Origin of the sequence: Mycobacterium europaeum, assembly GCF_034555895.2 — a bacterium.
Classification (GTDB): domain Bacteria; phylum Actinomycetota; class Actinomycetes; order Mycobacteriales; family Mycobacteriaceae; genus Mycobacterium; species Mycobacterium europaeum.
The window spans coordinates 4,664,170-4,683,755 of the sequence record NZ_CP157315.1 but is presented as its reverse complement, the minus strand read 5'-3'; the positions used below and the strand labels follow the sequence as shown (position 1 = coordinate 4,683,755).

At 68.6% G+C, this 19,586-nt stretch carries 18 protein-coding genes; 7 read left to right on the top strand and 11 right to left on the bottom strand.

Translation table 11 applies throughout. The annotated features are described in order from the left end of the window. The first annotated feature begins 79 nt into the window (after positions 1–79). Complete coding sequence (locus U8D42_RS21585) at positions 80–1,297, top strand: sensor histidine kinase (RefSeq protein ID WP_322858270.1); 1,218 nt, start codon at positions 80–82, stop codon at positions 1,295–1,297. After that, entirely contained in the window at positions 1,297–1,959 is a 663-nt protein-coding gene (locus U8D42_RS21580) for a response regulator transcription factor (protein WP_322858787.1), read from the top strand. The genes U8D42_RS21585 and U8D42_RS21580 overlap by 1 nt, the downstream gene beginning before the upstream one ends. A gap of 14 nt (positions 1,960–1,973) precedes the next feature. Here the strand turns inward: U8D42_RS21580 and U8D42_RS21575 are convergent, their stop codons facing one another. The 7 genes from U8D42_RS21575 to U8D42_RS21545 all read right to left on the bottom strand — a co-directional run bounded on the left by U8D42_RS21575 (position 1,974) and on the right by U8D42_RS21545 (position 8,469). Then, entirely contained in the window at positions 1,974–2,255 is a 282-nt protein-coding gene (locus U8D42_RS21575) for a hypothetical protein (protein WP_090419610.1), read from the bottom strand. A 148-nt stretch (positions 2,256–2,403) separates the two neighbouring features. Beyond that, positions 2,404–3,750: an aromatic ring-hydroxylating oxygenase subunit alpha gene (locus U8D42_RS21570; RefSeq protein WP_322858271.1), complete on the bottom strand. Its 1,347-nt coding sequence runs from the start codon at positions 3,748–3,750 to the stop codon at positions 2,404–2,406. Positions 3,751–3,761: 11 nt separating this feature from the next. Further along, the gene (locus U8D42_RS21565) at positions 3,762–5,522 is read right to left on the bottom strand and encodes an N-acyl-D-amino-acid deacylase family protein (protein WP_322858272.1); all 1,761 of its coding nucleotides are present in this window, start codon (positions 5,520–5,522) and stop codon (positions 3,762–3,764) included. A gap of 117 nt (positions 5,523–5,639) precedes the next feature. Continuing rightward, positions 5,640–6,776, bottom strand: a complete 1,137-nt coding sequence (locus U8D42_RS21560; RefSeq protein ID WP_322858273.1) for a phosphotransferase — start codon at positions 6,774–6,776, stop codon at positions 5,640–5,642. Between the two features lie 110 nt (positions 6,777–6,886). Beyond that, on the bottom strand, positions 6,887–7,507 hold the full coding sequence (locus U8D42_RS21555; protein WP_085239333.1) for a TetR/AcrR family transcriptional regulator: 621 nt from the start codon (positions 7,505–7,507) through the stop codon (positions 6,887–6,889). A 90-nt stretch (positions 7,508–7,597) separates the two neighbouring features. Beyond that, positions 7,598–8,032, bottom strand: coding sequence for an ATP-binding protein (locus U8D42_RS21550; protein WP_085239513.1), 435 nt, complete (start codon positions 8,030–8,032; stop codon positions 7,598–7,600). Between the two features lie 59 nt (positions 8,033–8,091). Continuing rightward, positions 8,092–8,469 (bottom strand): STAS domain-containing protein, encoded by a 378-nt coding sequence (locus U8D42_RS21545; RefSeq protein WP_322858274.1) that lies wholly within the window; start codon positions 8,467–8,469, stop codon positions 8,092–8,094. Positions 8,470–8,757: 288 nt separating this feature from the next. On the opposite strand from U8D42_RS21545, the gene U8D42_RS21540 reads away from it, so the two are divergent. The 3 genes from U8D42_RS21540 (at position 8,758) to U8D42_RS21530 (ending at position 11,471) form a co-directional block, all read left to right on the top strand. Beyond that, a complete protein-coding gene (locus U8D42_RS21540; protein WP_322858788.1) occupies positions 8,758–9,885 on the top strand; it encodes a catalase family peroxidase in 1,128 nt (375 codons plus the stop codon). Further along, positions 9,882–10,460, top strand: a complete 579-nt coding sequence (locus U8D42_RS21535; protein WP_322858275.1) for a cytochrome b — start codon at positions 9,882–9,884, stop codon at positions 10,458–10,460. Before U8D42_RS21540 ends, U8D42_RS21535 begins: the two co-directional genes overlap by 4 nt. 117 nt (positions 10,461–10,577) lie before the next feature. Beyond that, the gene (locus tag U8D42_RS21530; protein WP_322858276.1) at positions 10,578–11,471 is read left to right on the top strand and encodes a fructose bisphosphate aldolase; all 894 of its coding nucleotides are present in this window, start codon (positions 10,578–10,580) and stop codon (positions 11,469–11,471) included. 5 nt (positions 11,472–11,476) lie between these two features. Here U8D42_RS21530 and U8D42_RS21525 read toward each other — a convergent pair whose 3' ends face one another. Further along, a complete protein-coding gene (locus U8D42_RS21525) occupies positions 11,477–12,556 on the bottom strand; it encodes a DUF190 domain-containing protein (protein WP_085239336.1) in 1,080 nt (359 codons plus the stop codon). 816 nt (positions 12,557–13,372) lie between these two features. On the opposite strand from U8D42_RS21525, the gene U8D42_RS21520 reads away from it, so the two are divergent. Together U8D42_RS21520 and U8D42_RS21515 are read left to right on the top strand one after the other, a co-directional pair. Next, positions 13,373–14,557: a PPE family protein gene (locus U8D42_RS21520; RefSeq protein ID WP_244275246.1), complete on the top strand. Its 1,185-nt coding sequence runs from the start codon at positions 13,373–13,375 to the stop codon at positions 14,555–14,557. 61 nt (positions 14,558–14,618) lie between these two features. Beyond that, positions 14,619–16,019 carry a PPE family protein gene (locus tag U8D42_RS21515; protein ID WP_322858277.1) on the top strand — a complete coding sequence of 467 codons (1,401 nt, stop codon included), beginning with the start codon at positions 14,619–14,621 and terminating at the stop codon, positions 16,017–16,019. A gap of 42 nt (positions 16,020–16,061) precedes the next feature. On the opposite strand, the gene U8D42_RS21510 is transcribed toward U8D42_RS21515, so the two are convergent. From U8D42_RS21510 to U8D42_RS21500, 3 genes are all read right to left on the bottom strand, one after another. Next, on the bottom strand, positions 16,062–16,784 hold the full coding sequence (locus U8D42_RS21510) for an LmeA family phospholipid-binding protein (protein ID WP_085239339.1): 723 nt from the start codon (positions 16,782–16,784) through the stop codon (positions 16,062–16,064). 504 nt (positions 16,785–17,288) lie between these two features. After that, on the bottom strand, positions 17,289–18,461 hold the full coding sequence (locus U8D42_RS21505; RefSeq protein WP_322858278.1) for a sulfotransferase family protein: 1,173 nt from the start codon (positions 18,459–18,461) through the stop codon (positions 17,289–17,291). Further along, the gene (locus U8D42_RS21500) at positions 18,458–19,555 is read right to left on the bottom strand and encodes a DUF1214 domain-containing protein (RefSeq protein ID WP_322858279.1); all 1,098 of its coding nucleotides are present in this window, start codon (positions 19,553–19,555) and stop codon (positions 18,458–18,460) included. The genes U8D42_RS21505 and U8D42_RS21500 overlap by 4 nt, the downstream gene beginning before the upstream one ends. Positions 19,556–19,586: the final 31 nt, after the last annotated feature.

Sequence of the window (19,586 nt, the reverse complement as noted above, 5' to 3'; positions counted from 1 at the left end):
TTATCCCCTACCACGGTAGGAGGCGATTGCCACCCACGGCATGATGTGCGCTGGTGGCGCGCTCTTCTACGATTGGACGATGTTGCGTGCCGCAACGAGATACGTGCGCGAACAGTTGCACCGGCGGAGCGGGCTGATACCGGTCGGTATCACCTGGGCGTCGTTCGTCGCCGTCGATGCCACCGAGCTCGCGGGTGGGGTGATCGCGATCCTGCAGCGGCCCGCCGCCGATCTGCCCGTCGCGCTGGCCGCCTTTGCGGTGTGCATCTCACCCACGCTCTTGTTCTTCGCGCTGAACATGAAGCTCAGCCCGGTGCTCATGTGGGCGACGTGGTCGACGGCGACCGCCATGATGCTCTTCGGCACGTCGACCCCCATTCACGCAGATTTCGCCCCGGCGCTGATGGTGCTGATGGTGTTGTCGGTTACGACGCTGACCTCGGTCGCGGGAGGCCTGCTCGCCGCCGCGTCAGCGGCCGCGCTGCTGCTCGCCGCGTCGGCACTGCACCGCCTGGACGCGGTGCTGCTGTACCTGTGCTTCGTGGGGGCGGGTTGGCTGCTCGGCTATGTCATGCGCAGTCAGCGGTTGCTGCTGGCCGAACAGATCGAAGCGCAGAAGATGTTGTCCGAGCACGCCGCCGCCGACGAGCGGCGGCGCATCGCCCGCGAAGTGCACGACGTGATTGCCCACTCGCTGAGCATCACCCTGCTGCACGTGACGGGCGCGCGTCGAGGGCTGCAGCAGGACCGCGACATCGATGACGCGGTCGAGGCGCTCGAACAGGCCGAACGCCTGGGCCGGCAGGCGATGGCCGACATCCGGCGGACCGTCGGGCTACTGGACGGCTCACCGACCAAAGCCGCGCAGACGACGCCCGAACCCGGCATTGACGACGTCGGCGCGCTCGTCGCGGACTTTCAGCGCGCCGGACTGAACCTCACGCTGCGCGTCGAGGGACCCACCGACCGCGTCTCGCCGGCCGTTGGGCTGGCGCTGTATCGCATCACCCAGGAATCGCTGGCGAATATCGCCAAACACGCGCCCGACTCGAAATCGACCGTGACCCTTCACGTCTCAGCGGCCTCGGCGAGCCTCACGGTCGAGAACCGGTTACCGGTGGCGATTGCCGTACCGCTGTCCGCCGAGGGGCGCGGGTTGCGCGGCATGCGCCAGCGCGTCGAACTGCTGGGCGGGGCCATCGACGCCGGCCCCACCCCGGACGGATGGTCGGTGCGCGCCGACATACCGCTGCACGAAGGTGACACCGGCTGGCGGCCGTGGTGGTGCAAGGCGTGATCCCACATGCCCCGGAGCCACCCGAGGTCACCGTCCTCCTGGTCGACGACCAGGACCTGGTGCGGTCGGGGCTGCGCCGGATCCTGCGGCGCAAGGACGGGTTCGGCATCGTCGCCGAATGCTCCGACGGCGACGAGGTGCCCGCCGCGGTGGCCGAGCACCGGCCCGACGTCGTCGTGATGGACCTGCGGATGCGGCGAATCGACGGCATCGAAGCGACGCGCAGGCTCGGCGGCACGCCGCCGGTGTTGGCGCTGACCACATTCAACGAGGACGAGCTGCTGTCCGAGGCGCTGCGCGCCGGCGCGGCCGGGTTCGTGCTCAAGGACTCCTCCGCCGAGGAGCTGATCCGCGCCGTGCGGGCGGTCGCGCGGGGCGACAGCTACCTCGATCCCGCCGTCACCGCGCGGGTGTTGACCACCTACCGCAAAGCCGCGCCCGGGCCCCGCGGCACCGCGATCGCCGAACTGACCACCCGCGAGCTCGACGTGCTGACGTTGATGGGCCGGGGTCTCTCGAACTCCGAGATCGCCGACGAGCTCTGCATTTCCAGCGTCACCGTCAAGAGTCACATCGGCCGGATCTTCGGAAAACTCGACCTGCGGGACCGCGCGGCGGCGATCGTCTACGCCTACGACAACGGCATCGTCGTCCCGCGCTGAGGGGTCTCAGCGGGTCACAGAGGCGCGCCCTGCTCGGCGAGGTTCAGCAGGAAGTACGCCATGCACATGAGGAAGTTCAACACCACCAGGACCAGCCCGGCGAACATCAGTGAGCGGGTGCCTTGGCGCTTCAGCCGCTTGTACCGGGCGGCGCGGGTTTCGCGGTCGATCCGCAGCGCGATCAACGCGAACCTGACGTCCATCGCTTCGTGAGCGGCAAGGGGCGCGCCCGCCAGCATCTCCTGCAGGCGGTCCGGCGCCGTCCGGACGCCGACCCGCTCGAAGCTCTGGCACATTCGCCGCGCGCGTCTTCGCGCGAGTGGTTGATATCGCATCTGTAGCTGATGCGCGAGTCGCCCTCGGTCTTCCCCCCACGGGTTTGACGGGGTTATCACGAAACGGATTCTAAAACGCATCGGACCGATTACGGCGTGTCTGGACGAATTATCTTGCCGGCGGCCGAGCCACGCCGCCGCTCACTCGCTGGGACCGGGGTAGGTCCAAATACCGCTCGAGGTTGCGGTGCAGGTTGATCACCCGCCGCTCCTCACTGGACAGCACCAAGTGGGTGAAACCCGGTTGATGCATGCCGCGCTGCAGTCCCGCCAGTATCTGGATGTCCTGGGTGAGCACCACGCCCGGGTCGGCCTCACCGGCGCTCATCCGGACATCGGTCGGCTTGGCGCGCGCGGCGCCCGGCGGCATCCGCGTCATCAAGAACATGACCAGCTCGCCTTGATCGGGGGTGGCGCCCGGCCGCGAACACATGACGGTGAGGTGGTCGGCGTTGGCCAGCAGCGTCATGTTGGGGAAGACGTTGTACTGATGCAACCGGGTGATGCGGTCGGTGTCCGCCCAGTCCAGGTCCACCCCGCGAGAGGCGGCGAACGCCCGGGTGTGAGCGGCGATCAGATCCTGGACCGTCTGCCCGTCGCGGCGTTCGTCGGCGGGGAAGGGGGTGCCTTCGGCGGCGCCCATCAGCGCGCCCTGCGTGTAAACGTAAGCGTCCCAGACCTCTTCGTCGCTCAGCGCACCGTCGAAGCGCGGGCTCTGCACCCCGTAGGGCTGGTCGGATTTGCCGGTGTGTCCCCAGATCCGTTGAGGCGCATGCACATCATCGACACAGCGCAGCAATTCCGGGTGCAGCGTCTGGATGTGATAGGTCTCGCTGAAGCCGTCGGCGATGGTCTTCCAATTGGCGGCGACCTCGACGGTCAGCGTGGCGTAGCAGCGAAAGTCGCTCAGCCGGCACCAGGCGATGTCGTCGGGCACCGCCTCCAGGTACTCGAGCAGCGGCACCGCCTCGAGGTCGAGATTGACGAAGACGAGCCCCTCCCAGGTGTCCACCCGGACCGGCACCAAGGGGAAGTCGGACAGGTTGAGCGCCCCGAATCCCTTGCGGTCGGGGACCCGCCTGAGGGTGCCGGCCAGGTCCCACGTCCACCCGTGGTAGCCGCACTTGAGCTCGCGCAGCCCTGAGCCCGACCCCACGCACACCGAATTGCCGCGGTGGCGGCAGACGTTCTGGAAGGCTCGCAGCACCCCGTCGTCGCCCCGCACGATCAACACCCCGTACGGTCCGCACCGGTACTCGAAGTAGTCGCCCGGCTCGGCGACGTGGTCGACCATGCACGCCAGCTGCCAGACCTTCGGCCACATCCGCTCGACCTCGAGCGCAGCGAACGCCGGTGCGTAATACCGCTCGGCCGGCACCAGGGCGGGCGTCTCCGGCGGGGCGCCGATCGCGTCCTCGTCCCGGACGCGGGCCGGATTGCGGGCGGGCGCGTTCATGCGGGGGAGCCTTAGCGCGCCCCGCGTACCAACCGCCCGGGACGGGCCCCGGTGTCGACGTCGTCGCGCCGGGTGACCGTTCCGCTGACGATGGTGGCCGCGTAGCCGCTGGCTCCCTGCAGGATCCGGTTCCCGCCGGCGGGCAGGTCGAAGGCCATCGCCGCGGGATGCAGCCTCAGGGCGTCCACGTCGATGACGTTGATGTCGGCCTTCTTTCCCGGCTCGATGGTCCCGCGGTCGGTGAGGCCGAAAAGGTGTGCGGTGTCGCGGGATTGCTTGCGGATCACGTACTCCAGCGAGAGCTTCTCGCCCCGGTGCCGGTCGCGCGCCCAGTGCGTCAGCAGGAAGGTGGGGTACGAAGCGTCGCAGATCATCCCGCAGTGGGCGCCGCCGTCGGAAAGCCCGAGCACGCCGGCCGGGTGCAACAGCATCTCCCGGATCGCGTCGCAGTTGCCGTCGGCGTAGTTGAACAGCGGCAGCATCAGCATGGAGGTGGCGTCCGACTCGAGCATGAGGTCGTAGAGGGTGGACAGCGGGTCCTCGCCGCGGGCCTGCGCGATGGCGGCGACGGTCCGGTCCGGGGTGGGCTCGTAGTCGGGCGGATCACCCAGGGCGTAGAGGCGGTGCAGCGAGTGCTGAACCAGGGCGAACATGCCGTCGAACAACAGCGTCGGGTCGGGGGGCAGGTCGTCCTCGGACAGGATCGCGGCCTTCACCGCGGGATCGGCGAGGCGATGCGCGAGTTCCTCCCGGCCGAGTTCGGCCTTCAGCCGGCGGTAGGTGGGCCGGTGGCTGAAGCCGTGGTGGCCCTGGAACCCGATCATCATTCCGAACGGGCGCGCGGCGATCTGCGGGTATAGCCGAGCGCCCGCCGCGTGCGCGTCCGCGGACAGGTCCAGCATCTCGCGCCACAGTTTCGGATCGGCGTCGACCTGGATCAGCGCGAACGACACGGGTCGGTCGATCTCGGCGCCCAGCCGCCGCATCCACTCCAGCTCCTTCTTGGGCGCGACGATGTCCTCACCCGCGGCGCCCTGCGGGGCGAGCTCGAACACGGCCTGCCCGCCGGCCGCCATGGCGCGGCCGAGGCCGAACAGCTCTTCCTCGGCGGCGAAGGTGCCGGGGACGGGTTCGCCGTCCATCGCGCGGTGGCCCATCGTGCGCGACGTCGAGAAGCCGAGTGCGCCCGCCTCGATCGCCTCCCGAACCAGCCGGCCCATCGCGGCGATGTCGTCGGGGGTGGCCGGCTCGTTGCGGGCGCCGCGCTCGCCCATCGCATAGGCGCGGATGGCGCCGTGGGCGACTTGGCTGCCCACGTCGATCGCGAACTTGTGCTCGCCGACGGCGTCGAGGTACTCGGGGTAGCTCTCCCATCCCCAGGTGATGCCCTCGGTGAGCGCGGTGCCGGGAATGTCCTCGACGCCTTCCATCAACTCGATCAGCCACTGCTCCGTGCCGGGGCGAACCGGCGCGAACCCGACACCGCAGTTGCCGGTGACCACGGTGGTGACCCCGTGCCCGCTCGACGGTTCGAGGAGGCTGTCCCAGCTCACCTGACCGTCGTAGTGGGTGTGGATGTCGACGAAGCCCGGGGCGACCACACGCCCTGTGGCGTCGATGGTTTCGGCGGCTTCCCCTGGCATCGCCGGGTCGTCGGCGCCGCGGCGGACGACGTCGACGATCTTGCCGTCCTTGATGCCGATGTCGGCGCGAAAGCGCGCTGCGCCGGTGCCGTCGACGACGGTGCCACCAACGATCTTCAGGTCGAACACGAGACTCTCCTTGCCGCCATGGGCCGACGACGCACGGGACGCGTCAGGATTACGCTACGGGAAGTAGCGTAACTCGTGCCGGGCCGTCGCAACAGGTTCGGCGGAAACTTGTTCGCCTCAGAGCGAGCTCTGCAGCGCGGCGACCGTTTCCAGGTCATCGAGCGCCGCGACACCGCGGCGCAGCCCTTCCATGGCGATGTCTTCGACCTGCATGCCGCCCATTCCCGCCGTGATCAGCGGGGCGACGTAGGCGTACAGCGCGGCCTGGCGGAACCGCAGCCACAACTCGTCGCGATCGAGTTCGGGCCCTCCGGCCGCGGCGAGCGCGCGGCGGTAGTCGTCGAGTAACTCGCGCTGGGTCGCCCGGCGATCTTCGGGCGTGAGGCTGGTGATCAGCGTGTAGGCCAGTTCCCGGGACGGGTGCCCGCGCCGCACCGCCTGCCAGTCCAGCAGCCCCGCCTTGCCGCCGTGGAAGTACATGTTGCCCGGGTGGGCGTCGCCGTGCATGACGGTGTGCGGGGCAGTGTCGATGAGGGCGGCGACCGCACGATAGTTGTCGGCGATGAACCGGCCCTTTTCCAAAGGGATTTCGGTGCGTTCGGCAAGGCGCTTGATCGAGGCGTGCATCAGCGAGCCGGTCAGCAGGGAGGTGACGTCACCGGACGCCGTGTAAAGCCAGCCCAGCGGGCCGCGGCCGTCGCGGGGGAGCCGTTCCCAGAAGGTGGCGTGCAGGTCGGCCAGCAGTTCGACGATCAGGCTCGCCTGGTCGGGTGAAAGCGGGTGCAGGGTGTCGGGGAACTCGCACGATTCGGCGGGTAGGTCTTCCAGCACCACGAGGTAGCGGCCGGTCCACGGGTCGAACACCGCACCGTATGCATAGGGGGCGCCGACGATCTGCGGGGCGAGCTGACGGTAGAACCGCACCTCTGTGTGCCCGAGCCGGCCCAGCTCACCCATCAGACGGGTGGCCGCCGTCTCCGCGCCGAGCTTGACGAACACGGAGTCGGGGACGTTCTTTCCGGTCAGTACCAGCCGCGCCCGTGCCGATGTCCCGGCGTCGCTGCCGAGTACGCGGACCGAGCGGACGGTGGTTCCCATCACCTTGGTGAGCACTGCCGCGTCGATGTCCCGCACCCGGCGGGGCAACCCGAACCGGCCGCCGACCACCGCGTCGGTGGCCACCCGGCGCACGCCGCCGCCCAGGTGAGCGGCCAGGCCGGCGGCCGAAAGCGCCTGCGACACAGGGCTGTTCATATCCGCTCGATTCGTGGGTGCGGGATGTCACCGGGGCCGCGAGCCGTCGAGGCGTCGCGGCAGGGGGTTAGGCAAAGTACGTGAACGCGTGAACATCAGACAATACGCCATTATTGTCTGATCTCTGGCACGAGGGCCCGCACCACGAACTGCTCGACGAACTCGCGCTTGTCGACGGCCGGGCGATATCGCCAGGACGGCGCCAGGAGGAACAACGTGGTCGCGTGCAGCCACTGGACCACCGACCGCGGATCGAGGTCGGGATGGATGCGGCCCGCCGTCTTCCACCGCTCCAGCAGCGGCGCGTAGTGCCGTAACAAGGTCTCGACAATCGGTTCCGAGCCCTTCTCGAGGGCCGTCGCCACGGCGGTGCTCTCGGCGGCGAACAGCGCCTCGTTGAGCGGATCGCCGTCCACCGAGTCGACGCGGGCCAGCACCATCTCGGGCACCGATCGCTCCGGATCATCCGGAGCGGCCAGCGAGCGCACCAACTCACCGAGCGCGCGGTCGACCCGCGCCAGGATCAGGCCCAGCAGCACGTCGTCGCGGCCCGGGAAATAGCGGTACACCGTGGAGCGCGACACCCCCGCCTCGTCGGCCACCTCGCCCATCCGGAACTGGGTGTTGCCGCGGTGCACGATGCAGCGGCCCGCGGCGTCCAGGATGCGCCGGCGTGCCTCCTCGTCATCGAGGATCGCGCGGTCGTCGCCCCATCGGCGGCTCGGTTCCACGGCGCAGATGTTACGGGATCGATGGCGCGGAGTGACGAAATCGATTGTGAATCAAGCGGATCGCCGATGCGGCGCATCGGCCCGTCGACGCTAGGGGCGCTGCGCCAGGCCGGTCCAGGTCATTGCGACGCGGGTTCCGTGCGGCGTGCGGTCGATGGCCACTTCGTCGGCGAGTGCCTCCATCAGCGGGATACCGCGTCCGCGGAGCTGCCGGTGGTACTGGGCGGGAACCTTCTGGCGCCACCGGCCGCGATCGTCGACGGTGACGGCCAGCGTGTCGGTCTGACGGTCATAGGACGCGCTGACGTCCAGCGTCCCGCGCTGCGAGGCGTCCCAATAGGCGAACTCCGCGGCGTTGGCGATGGCTTCGTTCACCGCCAGCACGACGTCGCTCAACCGGGCGCGGTCCAAGGCGAAGTTCGTCTCGAGCCAGGCCCTGAAGTCGGCTCGGGCCAGGGCTGCGCTGCGCGGGTCCGCGCCGACGCGGTTCCGCACGAAGTGGGACCGGTCGTCCAGGTCCGGCACGTTGTACGGCTGATGATCAGATCGCCCCATCGTTTCCAGCTGTGCCCCCATCCCCAGGTTCACCCACCAGTAGTGCCGCTCAGCGCGTCGTCGAGCGAACTGTAGAGCGCGAGCACGCTGTCGATTCCCATCAGCTTGATCGGCCGGCTCGTCGCCGAGCCGTTCGCGACGACCGCGAACTGGGTTGGCGGCGTGGTCTCCGCCTGCGCCGTGACCAGCACCGTCATTCCGGCCGACGCCAGGAAGTCCACCTTCGACAGGTCGACGATGAGCGCGGCGGGTTTTGTCGCCAGCGCGGTCTGGATCGCCTCGGACAGGTGCGGCGAGCTGAGCATGTCCACCTCACCCGAGACAGTGAGCACGACCGCCTGGTCGACCTGCTGTTTTCCTACCGAGAATGCCGTCGGATCGATTGGATCGCCGGTTAATTCGCCCATGGTCTATCACTCACATTCGGTCCCTTGGCGGGACACCGTTAGCTCTCAAATCAGGCTGCCAAGCCCGGGGGCTGCTTGTTCAACCCCACGGAAGGCGCTTGCCGTCGGAGGAGACACACTCCGTCGATCTGCGCAGCTAGCCACAGATGCAGCCGCAAGTTGTTTACCCGATGGTATGTCACTCGGCCGACCACTCTCAAAACGAGTGAACGAATCGCCGGCCGGCACCGTCCTGTGAGTGTGTCCGACGGGCCCGGTGGCCTGCGCAAGTATCCGAGGACGGTGGGCATGGAGACCGGTGACCGCGGCGGCGAGCAGGACGGCCCGACCGTCGACGCCAAGCAACCCCGTTCCCTTGCCGACGCGCTGTCGCGCCGGCGCGCATTGCTGGGGATGGGGGCGGTGGCCGGCATCGCCGCGGCCGATGTGGGCGGCTTCGCGTATGCCGGCGGTTGGCTGCGGCCCGGGGCGCTGACCCCGTCCCGATTCACCGACCGCTTCGAACGCGTCTACGGACGCCACGACGGCTTTCGCCGCAATCACGCCAAGGGCCTCGGCGCGGTGGGGACCTTCGCGAGCACGGGCGCGGCGGCGGCGATCTGCCGGGCCGCGGTCTTCCGGGAGGGCAGCGTGCCGCTGATCGGGCGGTTCTCCCTGTCGGGGGGCCTGCCGGACCAGGCGGACGCGTCCGCCACGGTCCGGGGACTGGGCCTGCTCTTCCAGGGCCCCGACGGCCAGCAATGGCGCACCGCGATGATCAACATCCCCGTCTTCCCGGACAGCACGCCGCAGGGCTTCTACGAGCGGCTCCTCGCGTCCGCGCCGGGGCCCGAGACGGGCAGGCCCGACCCGCAGAAGATGGCCGCCTTCCTCGCCCGCCACCCCGAGACCGTCGCCGCGATGAAGGTCATCAAACAGGGCGCGCCCGGTGCGGGATTCGCCGACAGCGCCTTTTACGGCCTCAACGCCTTCCGGTTCACCAACCGCGCCGGAGCGACCGTTCCGGTGCGCTGGGCCGTCATTCCGCAGGAGGCGGCGAACCCGCGGGCGGCGCCGGCCGGCAAGGACTACCTGTTCGACGACCTCGTCCGCACGCTGGCGCAGGGACCGCTGAGCTGGCGGCTGGTGCTCACGGTTGGGGAGCCCGGCGATCCGACCCACGACGCCACGAAGCCCTGGCCGCGGTCGCGGCGCACCATCGAGGCCGGCACCATCACCGTCACCGCCGTGCAGACCGAGGCGCCCGGCACCGCCCGCGACGTCAACTTCGACCCGCTGGTGCTGCCGGACGGCATCACCGCATCCGATGACCCGCTGCTCGCCGCGAGATCGGCCATCTACGCCCGCTCGTTCACCCGACGCGCGGAGGAACCCAAGACGCCCAGCGCAGTCGACGTCTCGCGGGTGCTCGGATGAAGCAAGGCAACGCCGCGACGCGTTTCGCGCTCCCGGCCCGCCTGCTGCACTGGCTGATGGCGCCGATGGTCATCGCACAACTGCTCATCGGCGTCACCATGGTCGCCTCCCTGAGCTACTACCCGCTGCTGCTGGCCTTCCATCGGCCGCTGGGTGTGCTGATCCTGGCGTTCGCCGTCGTGCGGCTGGGAAATCGGCTCATGCACCGGCCGCCGGCGTTTCTGTCCACCATGAGCGGCGCCGAACGGCGCCTCGCGACGTGGTCGGAACACCTGCTTTACGCCCTACTGCTGGCGCAGCCCCTCACCGGATGGGCGACGCTGTCGGCGGCGCGCCTGCCGGTCACGCTGGTGGGGCCGGTGAAACTGCCCGGTATCGCGCCGCGCAGCATCGACGTCTTCGCGGCGCTGCGCGAGTGCCACGGCGCCTTCGCGGTCCTGCTGTTCGCGACGTTCACCGCCCACGTGTGCGCCGTGCTCTTCCACACGCTCGTCCTGCGCGACCGGCTCCTGGATCGCATGGCGCTGTGGCGCGGCAGACCCGCCGCCCCGCAACCGGGCCAAGCCGACCTCTGACGACCTGCCTCCCCGGCCGTTGATCGGCCGAATATGATCGGCACGATCATCTCAAGGATGCGCGGCACCGCACGCGACGTGACCTTGACGCCGACCACGAAGGAGTGGAGGACTTCCATGCCGAACGAGAAGCAAGCGGAGCGGATGACGTCGGGCAAGGGATTCATCGCGGCGCTCGACCAGAGCGGCGGTTCGACTCCCAAGGCGCTGCGCCTCTACGGCATCCAGGACGACGCGTACTCCTCCGAGGAGGAGATGTTCGACCTCATTCACCAGATGCGGTCGCGGATCATCACCTCCCCGGTCTTCACCGGTGACCGCGTGCTGGCCGCGATCCTGTTCGAGCAGACCATGGATCGTCAGATCGCGGGCAAGCCGTCGACCACCTACCTGTGGGAGACCAAGGGTGTGGTGCCCATCCTCAAGATCGACAAGGGCCTGGCGGAGGCATCCGACGACGTGCAGCTGATGAAGCCGATCCCCGGGCTGGACGAGCTGCTCGAGCGCGCCGCCGGCCTCGGCGTCTTCGGCACCAAGGAACGGTCGGTCATCGGCGGCGCCAACCCCAAGGGCATCGCCGCCGTAGTCGCCCAGCAGTTCGAGCTGGGCCATCAGGTGCTCTCGCACGGTCTGGTGCCGATCATCGAGCCCGAGGTCACCATCTCGATCTCCGACAAAGCCGACGCCGAGTCGATCCTGCGCGACGAGATCACCAAGCAACTCGAGAACGTGCCCGACGGGCAGCGCGTGATGCTCAAGCTGAGCCTGCCCAGCGAGGTCAACTTCTACCGCCCCCTGATCGAGCACCCGAAGGTGATGCGGGTGGTCGCCCTCTCCGGCGGCTATTCGCGCGAGGAGGCCAACGAGCTGCTGGCGAAGAACGCGGGGCTGATCGCCAGCTTCAGCCGCGCCCTGACCGAGGGTCTCACCGTCGACCAGTCCGACGAGCAGTTCAACGCCACCCTGGACAAGGCGATCCAGTCGATCTACGACGCGTCGGTCGCCGGCTGACTTAGTTAATAGCGGTGGTCGGCCATGCGCGGGGGGCCGTCGTCGGTGTCGCGTTCGTCGGACACCACCCCGGGCAGCATCTCGCTCGTCACCAGCCCGTCATCGCGCGTCAATTCGTCGATCACGTCGAAGGTTTCGGCGGTGTTGGCGGGGGTGTCGATGACGGTGGTCACCACGGGAACGCGGCGGTGCAGCGACAACAGCGTGTCGCCGTGCGGCCGATGGTCCCCGTGGTATCCCCAGACCCCCCGCAGGACCGTCGCGCCGTCGGGCGCTTCCCGCTGACGAAGCCGCCGCACGATGGCGCGGTGAATCGGTACCCCGTCGTGCAGGGCCGACTCGGAGGTGTAGATCGTCAACTTCTGCCATAGCGGCAGACCGCGTTCGTCGACCCCCGGGAGCGCGTGCGGCCGTTCGAATAACTCGCCGTCGCGTTTGCAGATGCGGACCCGCTCGAGCGTGAACATGGGTCGGCGGAGCAACTGGGCCAATTCGGGCACCACCCCCGCCATCTGATCGCCGGAGCCGACGGCCAGGATCATCATCGGCACGTTGGCGTTCCGGCCGAAGAAGCGCGCCCGGTGCCGCTGCCCGTGGGTGACGCCGTCCACCCCCAACAGCACCGAGGCGCCGGCTATCCGGCGCCGGTGCAGGAGGTCACAGACGGCGACGTAGGCCGGGGCGCCGTTGGCCCGTTCCTTGCGGCCCACGTACACGGTCAGCTTGACGGCTTCGCGCAATTCGTCGGGGAGTTCCAGTGGTTCCATTCCGTCGCGCAGCAGCCGCGCCCGCTCCAGGGTGACCAGGCCGCGCTGTTTGACGGCAAGGACCGGGCCGAGCAAGGCCTCGATGTTCGTGCGGGTGTCCACGGCGATGATCGCGACGGGCGGATCCTCGGACAACGACAGCGACTCGTCGGTTCGCAGGTGGCGCCCGCTCCCGAAGCCGCCGATGCCGCGCAGCACCACGCCACAAGCGATCCGATGCCGCGCATAGAGGTCGAGCAACACATCGGAGACAAACCCGTCGTCGGTTCGCCGGCGCTCGGCCAGATAGGTGGTGAGCTTCAGGCAGTCCTCGTCCACGGCCGCTCCTCAGGCCTTGCTGGGCACCGGCGTCAAAATCGTCAACGACCGGAAGGCGTTTGATAGGCCGGTGCCGCTTCGCCCGAACTTTACCCACCGTGTGACGACGACGCGCCGTTCTGACGGCCTGGGCGTGCGGCGACAGCGGCGCGCGTCAAGGCCGGTTCGATCGCCGAAGCGCTGACCTGTGGGCCGGACGTTGCCGAATACAATCGGCTTCTCGAAATCGCCTCGTGCGCAACCGAACCTCCGCGGGCGACCGGCTGGCGGTTCTGATGGAAGCTCCTGGCAATCTCCTGTGCATCGGATCGCTCCCGTTGTGAGTCGCGCAGTGACTCGCGTTGACTGGCGAACAAACAGTCAAGCTGCGTCGGCCCCGACCGACGCAGAACGGCGGTGGGGCTCGCCACAACTGCGTGTCGTCCTTCGACAGCCAACGGTCCCTGCGCAATACCCGGTACGAAGCTGACCGTTCGGTCGGCAGTGGTGTGACGCGGAGGGCGAGACATGGCTTGCGGCTTCTCATGGAAGTCTGCGAACAGACGTCTGCACGATCCAGGCCGCTTCACTTTGCCGGCGCTGGACCCTGCGCCGGCCCGCATAGCCCGACCGCTCGTGGGCTCAGCGCTGGTGGTGGTCGGCCACAGCGCCGGATTCCTCGCCCTCTTCATGTGCCACGGCGCAGGCACGGGGGCGTTTTCCACTCGGAGGTCGCGGCGTATCGGCGACTGTTCGCTGTGACGCCATCAGCCGGGAGGGGGGATTGACTTGTTCGTCGATTACGGGGCGCTACCGCCGGAAATCAACTCCGGGCGTATGTATTTGGGGCCGGGATCGGGTCCGATGCTGGCCGCCGCGTCGGGCTGGGACAGCCTGGCCGCTGAGCTGCACGCTACGGCGGCGCGCTATTCCTCGGTGCTCTCGGCGTTGACGGCCCGATGGCAAGGCGCCTCATCTTTAGCGATGCTGGCTGCCGCCGTGCCTTATACGGCTTGGCTGACAGCCACGGCTGCACAGGCTGAGCAGGCGGCTAGTCAGGCCAGGTCGGCGGCCGCCGCCTTCGAAGCCGCGTTTGCGGAAACGGTGCCGCCGTCGGTAGTCGCGGCCAACCGGGCGCGGCTGACGGCGTTGATCGCGACCAATTTCTTTGGCCAAAACACACCGGCCATCATGGCGACTCAGGCCGAGTACCTGGAGATGTGGGCCCAAGACGCCGCGGCCATGTACGGATATGCGGGCGCATCGGCGGCCGCCTCGGAGATGACCCGGTTCGGCTCACCACCGCAGACCACCGATCCGGCCGGTGCGGTAAGGCAGGCCGCCGCCCTTGCCCCGAACTCAGCGAGGGCGGCCGGGGCGAACGCGCAGGCGCTGCCACAGGTCATGTCCGCGGTACCCTCGTCACTGCACATCCTCGCCGCGCCCGCCGCTTCGACCCCGTCGTCGTCGGCTCCCGCATCGCTCGCGTCGTCGCTCAATTCGCTTCTCGGTTACGTCGGTGGGCCGACATCCCCGTTGTCGCTCTTCAGTATCGGGGGAGTCCCCGAACTGCTGGGCGCGCAGCTGTATCTGTTGCCCCAGGCCGGGGTGAACCTGACCGATGCCGCGGGAAAACTGGCGGCGGCGACGCCGGCGGCAACAGGGTTGGTGAGCTCCGGCACGAGCGGTCTTGGCTCGGCGGTGACGGCGGGCATGGGGCGGGCCGGCTTGGTGAGCGGCCTGTCGGTACCCCAGGGCTGGGCGATGGCCGCCCCGGCGGTGAAACCGGTCGCCGCGGTGTTCGCCGAAAGTGGGGTGGCGGGCGCCCCGGTTGCGGCGGCCGCGGCGCCGGGCGAGGGCAGCTTGTTCGGCAACATGGCCTTGTCGAGCCTGGCCGGACGGGCGATCGCCGGCAGCAGCAGCACCAGCGCCGCACCTTCGACGGCTACGGCCGCCGCGTCCGCCACGGGGGAGGCCAGCGGCCCCGTCAACATCTTCATCGTGCCGGCGGTCCCAAAATGATCGCCGTTCGCGCGGACCGACGGCCCGGGAAACTCGCTTCGGCGGCCTAGGAGACGGTGCTATGTATTTCGGAATCTTCCCGCCGGAAGTCAACTCCGGCCGGATGTATGCCGGTCCGGGCTCGGGATCGATGGTGGCCGCAGCGGAGGCGTGGGATGCGTTGGCGGCCCAGCTGCACGCCACCGCCGCGGCCTACTCTTCAGTCATCTCGGGTCTGATGACGGCGTGGCAGGGTCCCTCCTCGGTCGCGATGGCCACTGCGGCCAGGCCGTACGTCACCTGGATGAGCGCGACGGCCACCGAGGCCGAGCAGACTGCCGCACAGATCCGGGCGGGTGCCATGGCCTATGAAGCCGCATTTGCGGCTACGGTGCCGCCGCCGGTGGTCGCGGCCAACCGTAGCGAGCTGGCATCGTTGGTGGCCACCAACGTCTTCGGGCAGAACGCGCCGGCGATCGCCGCCACCGAGGCGCAGTACACCCGGATGTGGGCGCGCGACGCGGTGGCGATGTCCACCTATGCCAGCCGGTCAGCCGCCGCCACAACGGTGACACCGTTCGCCGAACCACCGACGACTACGAATCCCACGGGGGCGTCCGGTCAGCTGTTGCAGGCGGCGCGTGCGTTGAATACCTCGGTCGGTTCCAGCGCGCAGGCGCAGGTCTCGCAAGTGTTCGGGGCAGTACCCCGAACGCTGCAGAGTCTGGGGACGATGACGACTAGTCCGAATCCGGGATCGGGGCTGCTTACCGCGCTGCAGGACTTTGCTGGGATGCAGAGCGTGAACTCGGTCGCCTCGGACGTCGAGCTCATCCCCAAGCTGATCCTGCCCGCCAACAGCGTCCTGATCAACACGATCATGGGCTTGGTTATGGGGACGCGAGGCGCCACCCTGGCGGCTGCGAGCGAGGCCGTGACCGGCGTGGCCGGAGCCGGTCTCGCGTCGGGTACGCAGCTGGTCGATTCGACGGGTTTAGGCGCCGCCGGACCCGCGGTGTCCGCCGGCGCGGGCCAGGCCGGCGTCATCGGAGTCCTTTCGGTTCCACCCACTTGGGCCACGGCCACGCCGGCGATCAGAACCGTCGCCGCGGTGCTATCCGGCGCAATCCAGGGGGCCGTACCGGCGGCCGCGGTAAGTGAGGGCACGCTGCTGAGCGGAATGGCGGTGGCCGGCATGGCCGGAGGTGCGCTGGGTGCAGCCGCGCCGAATGCTCTCAGCGGCGTCAGCACCCGACTGCGGTCCACGTCGCTCAAGGACGGGTCCTCTCCCGACGGGGAGACTCCGGAAAACCTTCAGCGTCTCGTCGCCGAGATGGCGGACAAGCCAGACGACGTGCAGCATTGGCACACCGACTCCGCCGGACTGGAAAGCCTCATCGGCAAGCTGAAGAAGAAGCCCGGCATCCATGCGGTGCACTTGACCGACGATGATCCGAACATCACCTTGCCCCGGTTCAATTGACGCCGCCGAGAGCTCGTGCGCTGATGCCGGTGCAAGGATCAATCAGGCTCCGCTGAAGCAGTCCTGACCGGTCTGTGACGACGAGCTCGCCGGGATCGTCGCGTTGGTGGTCGAGAAGGTCGCCTCCACGCCGGTATCGGTGACTCTCACGCTGTCGGCGTGGATGCCCAGCGGGTAGTTCTGGGTCGCCTTGGAGGTGAGACTGTCCAGGTCCTTTTGCACCGTATCCGTCGACATCTTCGAGCCCAGGGCGGTCAAGTTGACCACCTGCAGTGAGAGCCCGTTGTTGGCGATCTGGGGCTTGACGGTGGCGCTGTCGAGGAGGCCCTTCAGTTGGATGGTGCCGTCGCCGGGGTTGGTGGTGACTTTGCTGGTCACAAAGCTGCCCAGCACCGGGATGGCGTCCTGGATCGACGTCTTGATGCCATCGGATGACCAGTTGATCGTGCCGTTGAGCGCGCCGATGGTGCCCTTGGAGTTGTTGGTGTTGCTCAGGCGGAGGTCCCTGATAACGAGGTTGACCTTCATCCCCTTGGCGCCGCGGACCTGATTGCCGCCCGTCTGCACAGAGATGTCGGGATAGTGGCTACTGAAGTACTGCCAGATGACCGGCGGCATGGAGGCGAACGACACGCTCGCGCTGTCCTGGACCTCACACGCCACTGCGCTGGCCACCTTGTTCTGGATCAGGTGGCGGACGAAAAGCTCAGCACCGACTGCCACCGCCAGGACGACCACGGTCACGATGGCCAGGACTACGGCCACCGACCGGCGGCTTCCGAACAGGCGACGTCTGCTGTGCGCGGGCGCCGGCTTGGAAGGCGGCTCAGCGGACAACCCAGTCATAGCCTGCTCCGGCTGCCGCGGTGGTGGCCCGATCCGCCCCTGCGGCGGGGCCGGGGCCCCACCGGGCGGATGCGGAGGGGAGGACGGCCGGCCGGCCGCCGGATACGGCGGCGGACTCGGTCGCCGACCAGGGGGTTGCCGTCGGTTCGGTGACGACGGCGGTGGATACGGCCGACCACCCTGAGGAATCTGCCGGGTCGGAGATTCCGACGGGGGTACGGGCGGAGGCCCAGGCGGTAACGGCCCCTTACTATTGCCAGCCGGCCCGAAGCGGCGAATCCAATCCGGCGAGCTACCGCCCGAAGGCCCTTGCGGAGTGTTCACCAACGCAATAGTGCCCCATCAACATGAACGCGCTTGCGGCCATCCATCCGATCGCGTGTTGGTGCTGCTGTTCGAGCGAGCGGCAGACGCTTTGCCGCTTCACCGGAGCTGTTCGGTCGGGACGCCGTACCGGTCCTGGTAGCCGCGCACCCGCTCGCGCACCTCGCCTTCCTGCAGGCCGGTGTCCGACCAGGTGTACCGGCCGCGGCCGCCGTCGCCGGGGTGGACCGCGAGGAACTCGCGCATCCTCTGCTCGGCGTCGGGGCGCAGTTCACGATCCAGCCGCTGGTAGATGTCCTTGATCGTGGTCCACGGGTCGTTGACGAAGTCGCGGTATTGCACGTCGATCACGCGGTCCGTCGGCACCGCCGCACTTTCGCGCAGGGCCATCTCGCGTTCGAGGCCGACCGCGATCTCCTCGTAGGACTGGGCCGCGCACTCGGCGATGCTTGATTCGTCGCTGCACATCCGGCGCAGGTGGTGGGTCAGGGCGGCGATCGAGGAGATGACGTTGAGCGGGTCGCGGTGGGTCTGCACGATCAGTGCGTCGGGGTATTCGGCCAGCAGCGTGTCGAGCTGCCACAGGTGTGCCGGAGACTTCAGCAACCACTGGCCTGGCACACCGGATTGCAAGTGCTGCAGAAAGATTCGATGGTAACGGTAGGCACCCGCATGGTCGGCCTCGTAGAGCAGCCAGCGGTAGTAACCGGGCAGCCGGTACTGCACCGAGAAGATCATGCTGACGAACTCCCCGGCGGTGATGCGCACGCACTCCTGCCCGACGAGGGCGCCCATCGGATGGAACGCCAGAAACCCCGGCATGATCTGTTCGGACATGTCGATGCCGGCCTGCGCCTGCGCGATGCGTGGATCGTCGTGATAGGTCTCGGGCTGCGGAACCGGGCAGGGCTCGTCGACCTCCCATGTCAGCGGGGCCCGGAGCGCGGGGTCCTGGGCGAGCAGGTCGTACAGGATGGTGGTGCCGGTCCGGGGCTGGCCCACGATGAATATCGGCGCCGCGATCGGTTTGGTGGCGATCTCGGGATGCTCCTTGCGCCACGCGATCACGCCCAGGCGATTCTTCAGCGCCCGCATGATGTCGAGGTGGGCGATCTCCACGCCGATGTCCGACAGCCGCGCGTCGTTGATCAGACCGTCGGTGAGGCGGTGCAGCCCGGGCCGCCACCCCTCGGCGCCGAAGTCGTCGCTGCCGGCCTCCTCGCAGGCCGCGTCTATCAGCCGTTCCGGCGCGAACCGGTCGTGCAGCGTCATACCGTCTCCTCACAGCGGTGCACCGACACCGTCACCTCGGGAGGCGTCGGATTGTCCAGCCAGCGCAGGACGACGAATCCGCGGTGCCGGCCACCGGTGTCGAGCCAGTGGCCCACGCCGAAGTCCTTGGCGGAGACGGCGATTCGCACCCGGCCGTCGGCATCGGGCACCACCGCGCGATTCGTCACCGAGCTGTGCCGAGTGCGCGGTTCCAGGCACTCGTGCCAGATGCTTTCCAGCGTGACGTTCCAGAACCGGGTGTCGGGGGCAACGATGTCGAGCATGAGGACCTCGTCGGGGTCGAGCCGGTACGTCCCGATCATGTACAGGTTGTCGGGGGTGGTGTCCGCGGCGCCCAGGTCGGCGGCCTGCGCAGTCAGCAACGTGTTGGGCATGCCGAGCAGTTCGGGCTTGATGGTGCGGTGCAGCGTCGCGAGCTTCATCAGGGACCAGGCCATGGCGGTGAACTGATCGGCGAGTTCGGCGTCCGTCAGCGGCGTCAGCGGCGCGGGGGCCAACGCCTCGATCCGCAGCGTCGCGAGTTCTTCGCGGCCGCGATCACCGATGTACTCGCGGACCACCACCGACGAGGCGTCGTCGGGAATCTTGACCCACTGCGCGCCGGCGAGATCCGAGGGCTCGTTCGCGGAGAGCACGAGCGCGAATTCGCCCGAGCGCAGCGCCAAGTCGCGGTCGCTGACGTAGCCCGCCATCCGGCGCGGCGTCAGCCCGGTGCCGGCGAGGATCTGCACCCCGAGGTAGGCGCTGGTGCCGCGGGAAGCGGTGATCCGGTAGCTCCGGTCCCCACGAATCATGGCCAGGTAGTAGTTGCCGTCGGGATTCGGGCCGCCGACCATGCGGTTGTCCGCGCACATATCGAAGAACGAGGGCCGCTCCGCGTCGGCCTCGACCGTCATTTGCGCGCACAGGGACGAGATACGGGCGATCAGCCGCAGACCCTCGAGCAACTCTCGCTCGGACTCGGCGTCCTCGGTCACGATCTTCGTGACGTCCGTGACCATCTGCGCGAAGAACTGCCAGGCGGCGCGCGCGTGCGGGGCCCGCTGATCGGGCGAATCGACAACCTGAGACATCGTCTCATGCTAAGACTATGTCTTACGATTC

Coding starts and splice junctions, on each gene's coding strand:
- U8D42_RS21585 (WP_322858270.1), top strand. CDS start 80: ATGTTGCGTGCCGCAACGAGATACGTGCGCGAACAGTTGCACCGGCGG.
- U8D42_RS21575 (WP_090419610.1), bottom strand. CDS start 2,255: ATGTGCCAGAGCTTCGAGCGGGTCGGCGTCCGGACGGCGCCGGACCGC.
- U8D42_RS21570 (WP_322858271.1), bottom strand. CDS start 3,750: ATGAACGCGCCCGCCCGCAATCCGGCCCGCGTCCGGGACGAGGACGCG.
- U8D42_RS21560 (WP_322858273.1), bottom strand. CDS start 6,776: ATGAACAGCCCTGTGTCGCAGGCGCTTTCGGCCGCCGGCCTGGCCGCT.
- U8D42_RS21545 (WP_322858274.1), bottom strand. CDS start 8,469: ATGGGCGAATTAACCGGCGATCCAATCGATCCGACGGCATTCTCGGTA.
- U8D42_RS21540 (WP_322858788.1), top strand. CDS start 8,758: ATGGAGACCGGTGACCGCGGCGGCGAGCAGGACGGCCCGACCGTCGAC.
- U8D42_RS21535 (WP_322858275.1), top strand. CDS start 9,882: ATGAAGCAAGGCAACGCCGCGACGCGTTTCGCGCTCCCGGCCCGCCTG.
- U8D42_RS21530 (WP_322858276.1), top strand. CDS start 10,578: ATGCCGAACGAGAAGCAAGCGGAGCGGATGACGTCGGGCAAGGGATTC.
- U8D42_RS21520 (WP_244275246.1), top strand. CDS start 13,373: ATGTATTTGGGGCCGGGATCGGGTCCGATGCTGGCCGCCGCGTCGGGC.
- U8D42_RS21515 (WP_322858277.1), top strand. CDS start 14,619: ATGTATTTCGGAATCTTCCCGCCGGAAGTCAACTCCGGCCGGATGTAT.
- U8D42_RS21505 (WP_322858278.1), bottom strand. CDS start 18,461: ATGACGCTGCACGACCGGTTCGCGCCGGAACGGCTGATAGACGCGGCC.
- U8D42_RS21500 (WP_322858279.1), bottom strand. CDS start 19,555: ATGTCTCAGGTTGTCGATTCGCCCGATCAGCGGGCCCCGCACGCGCGC.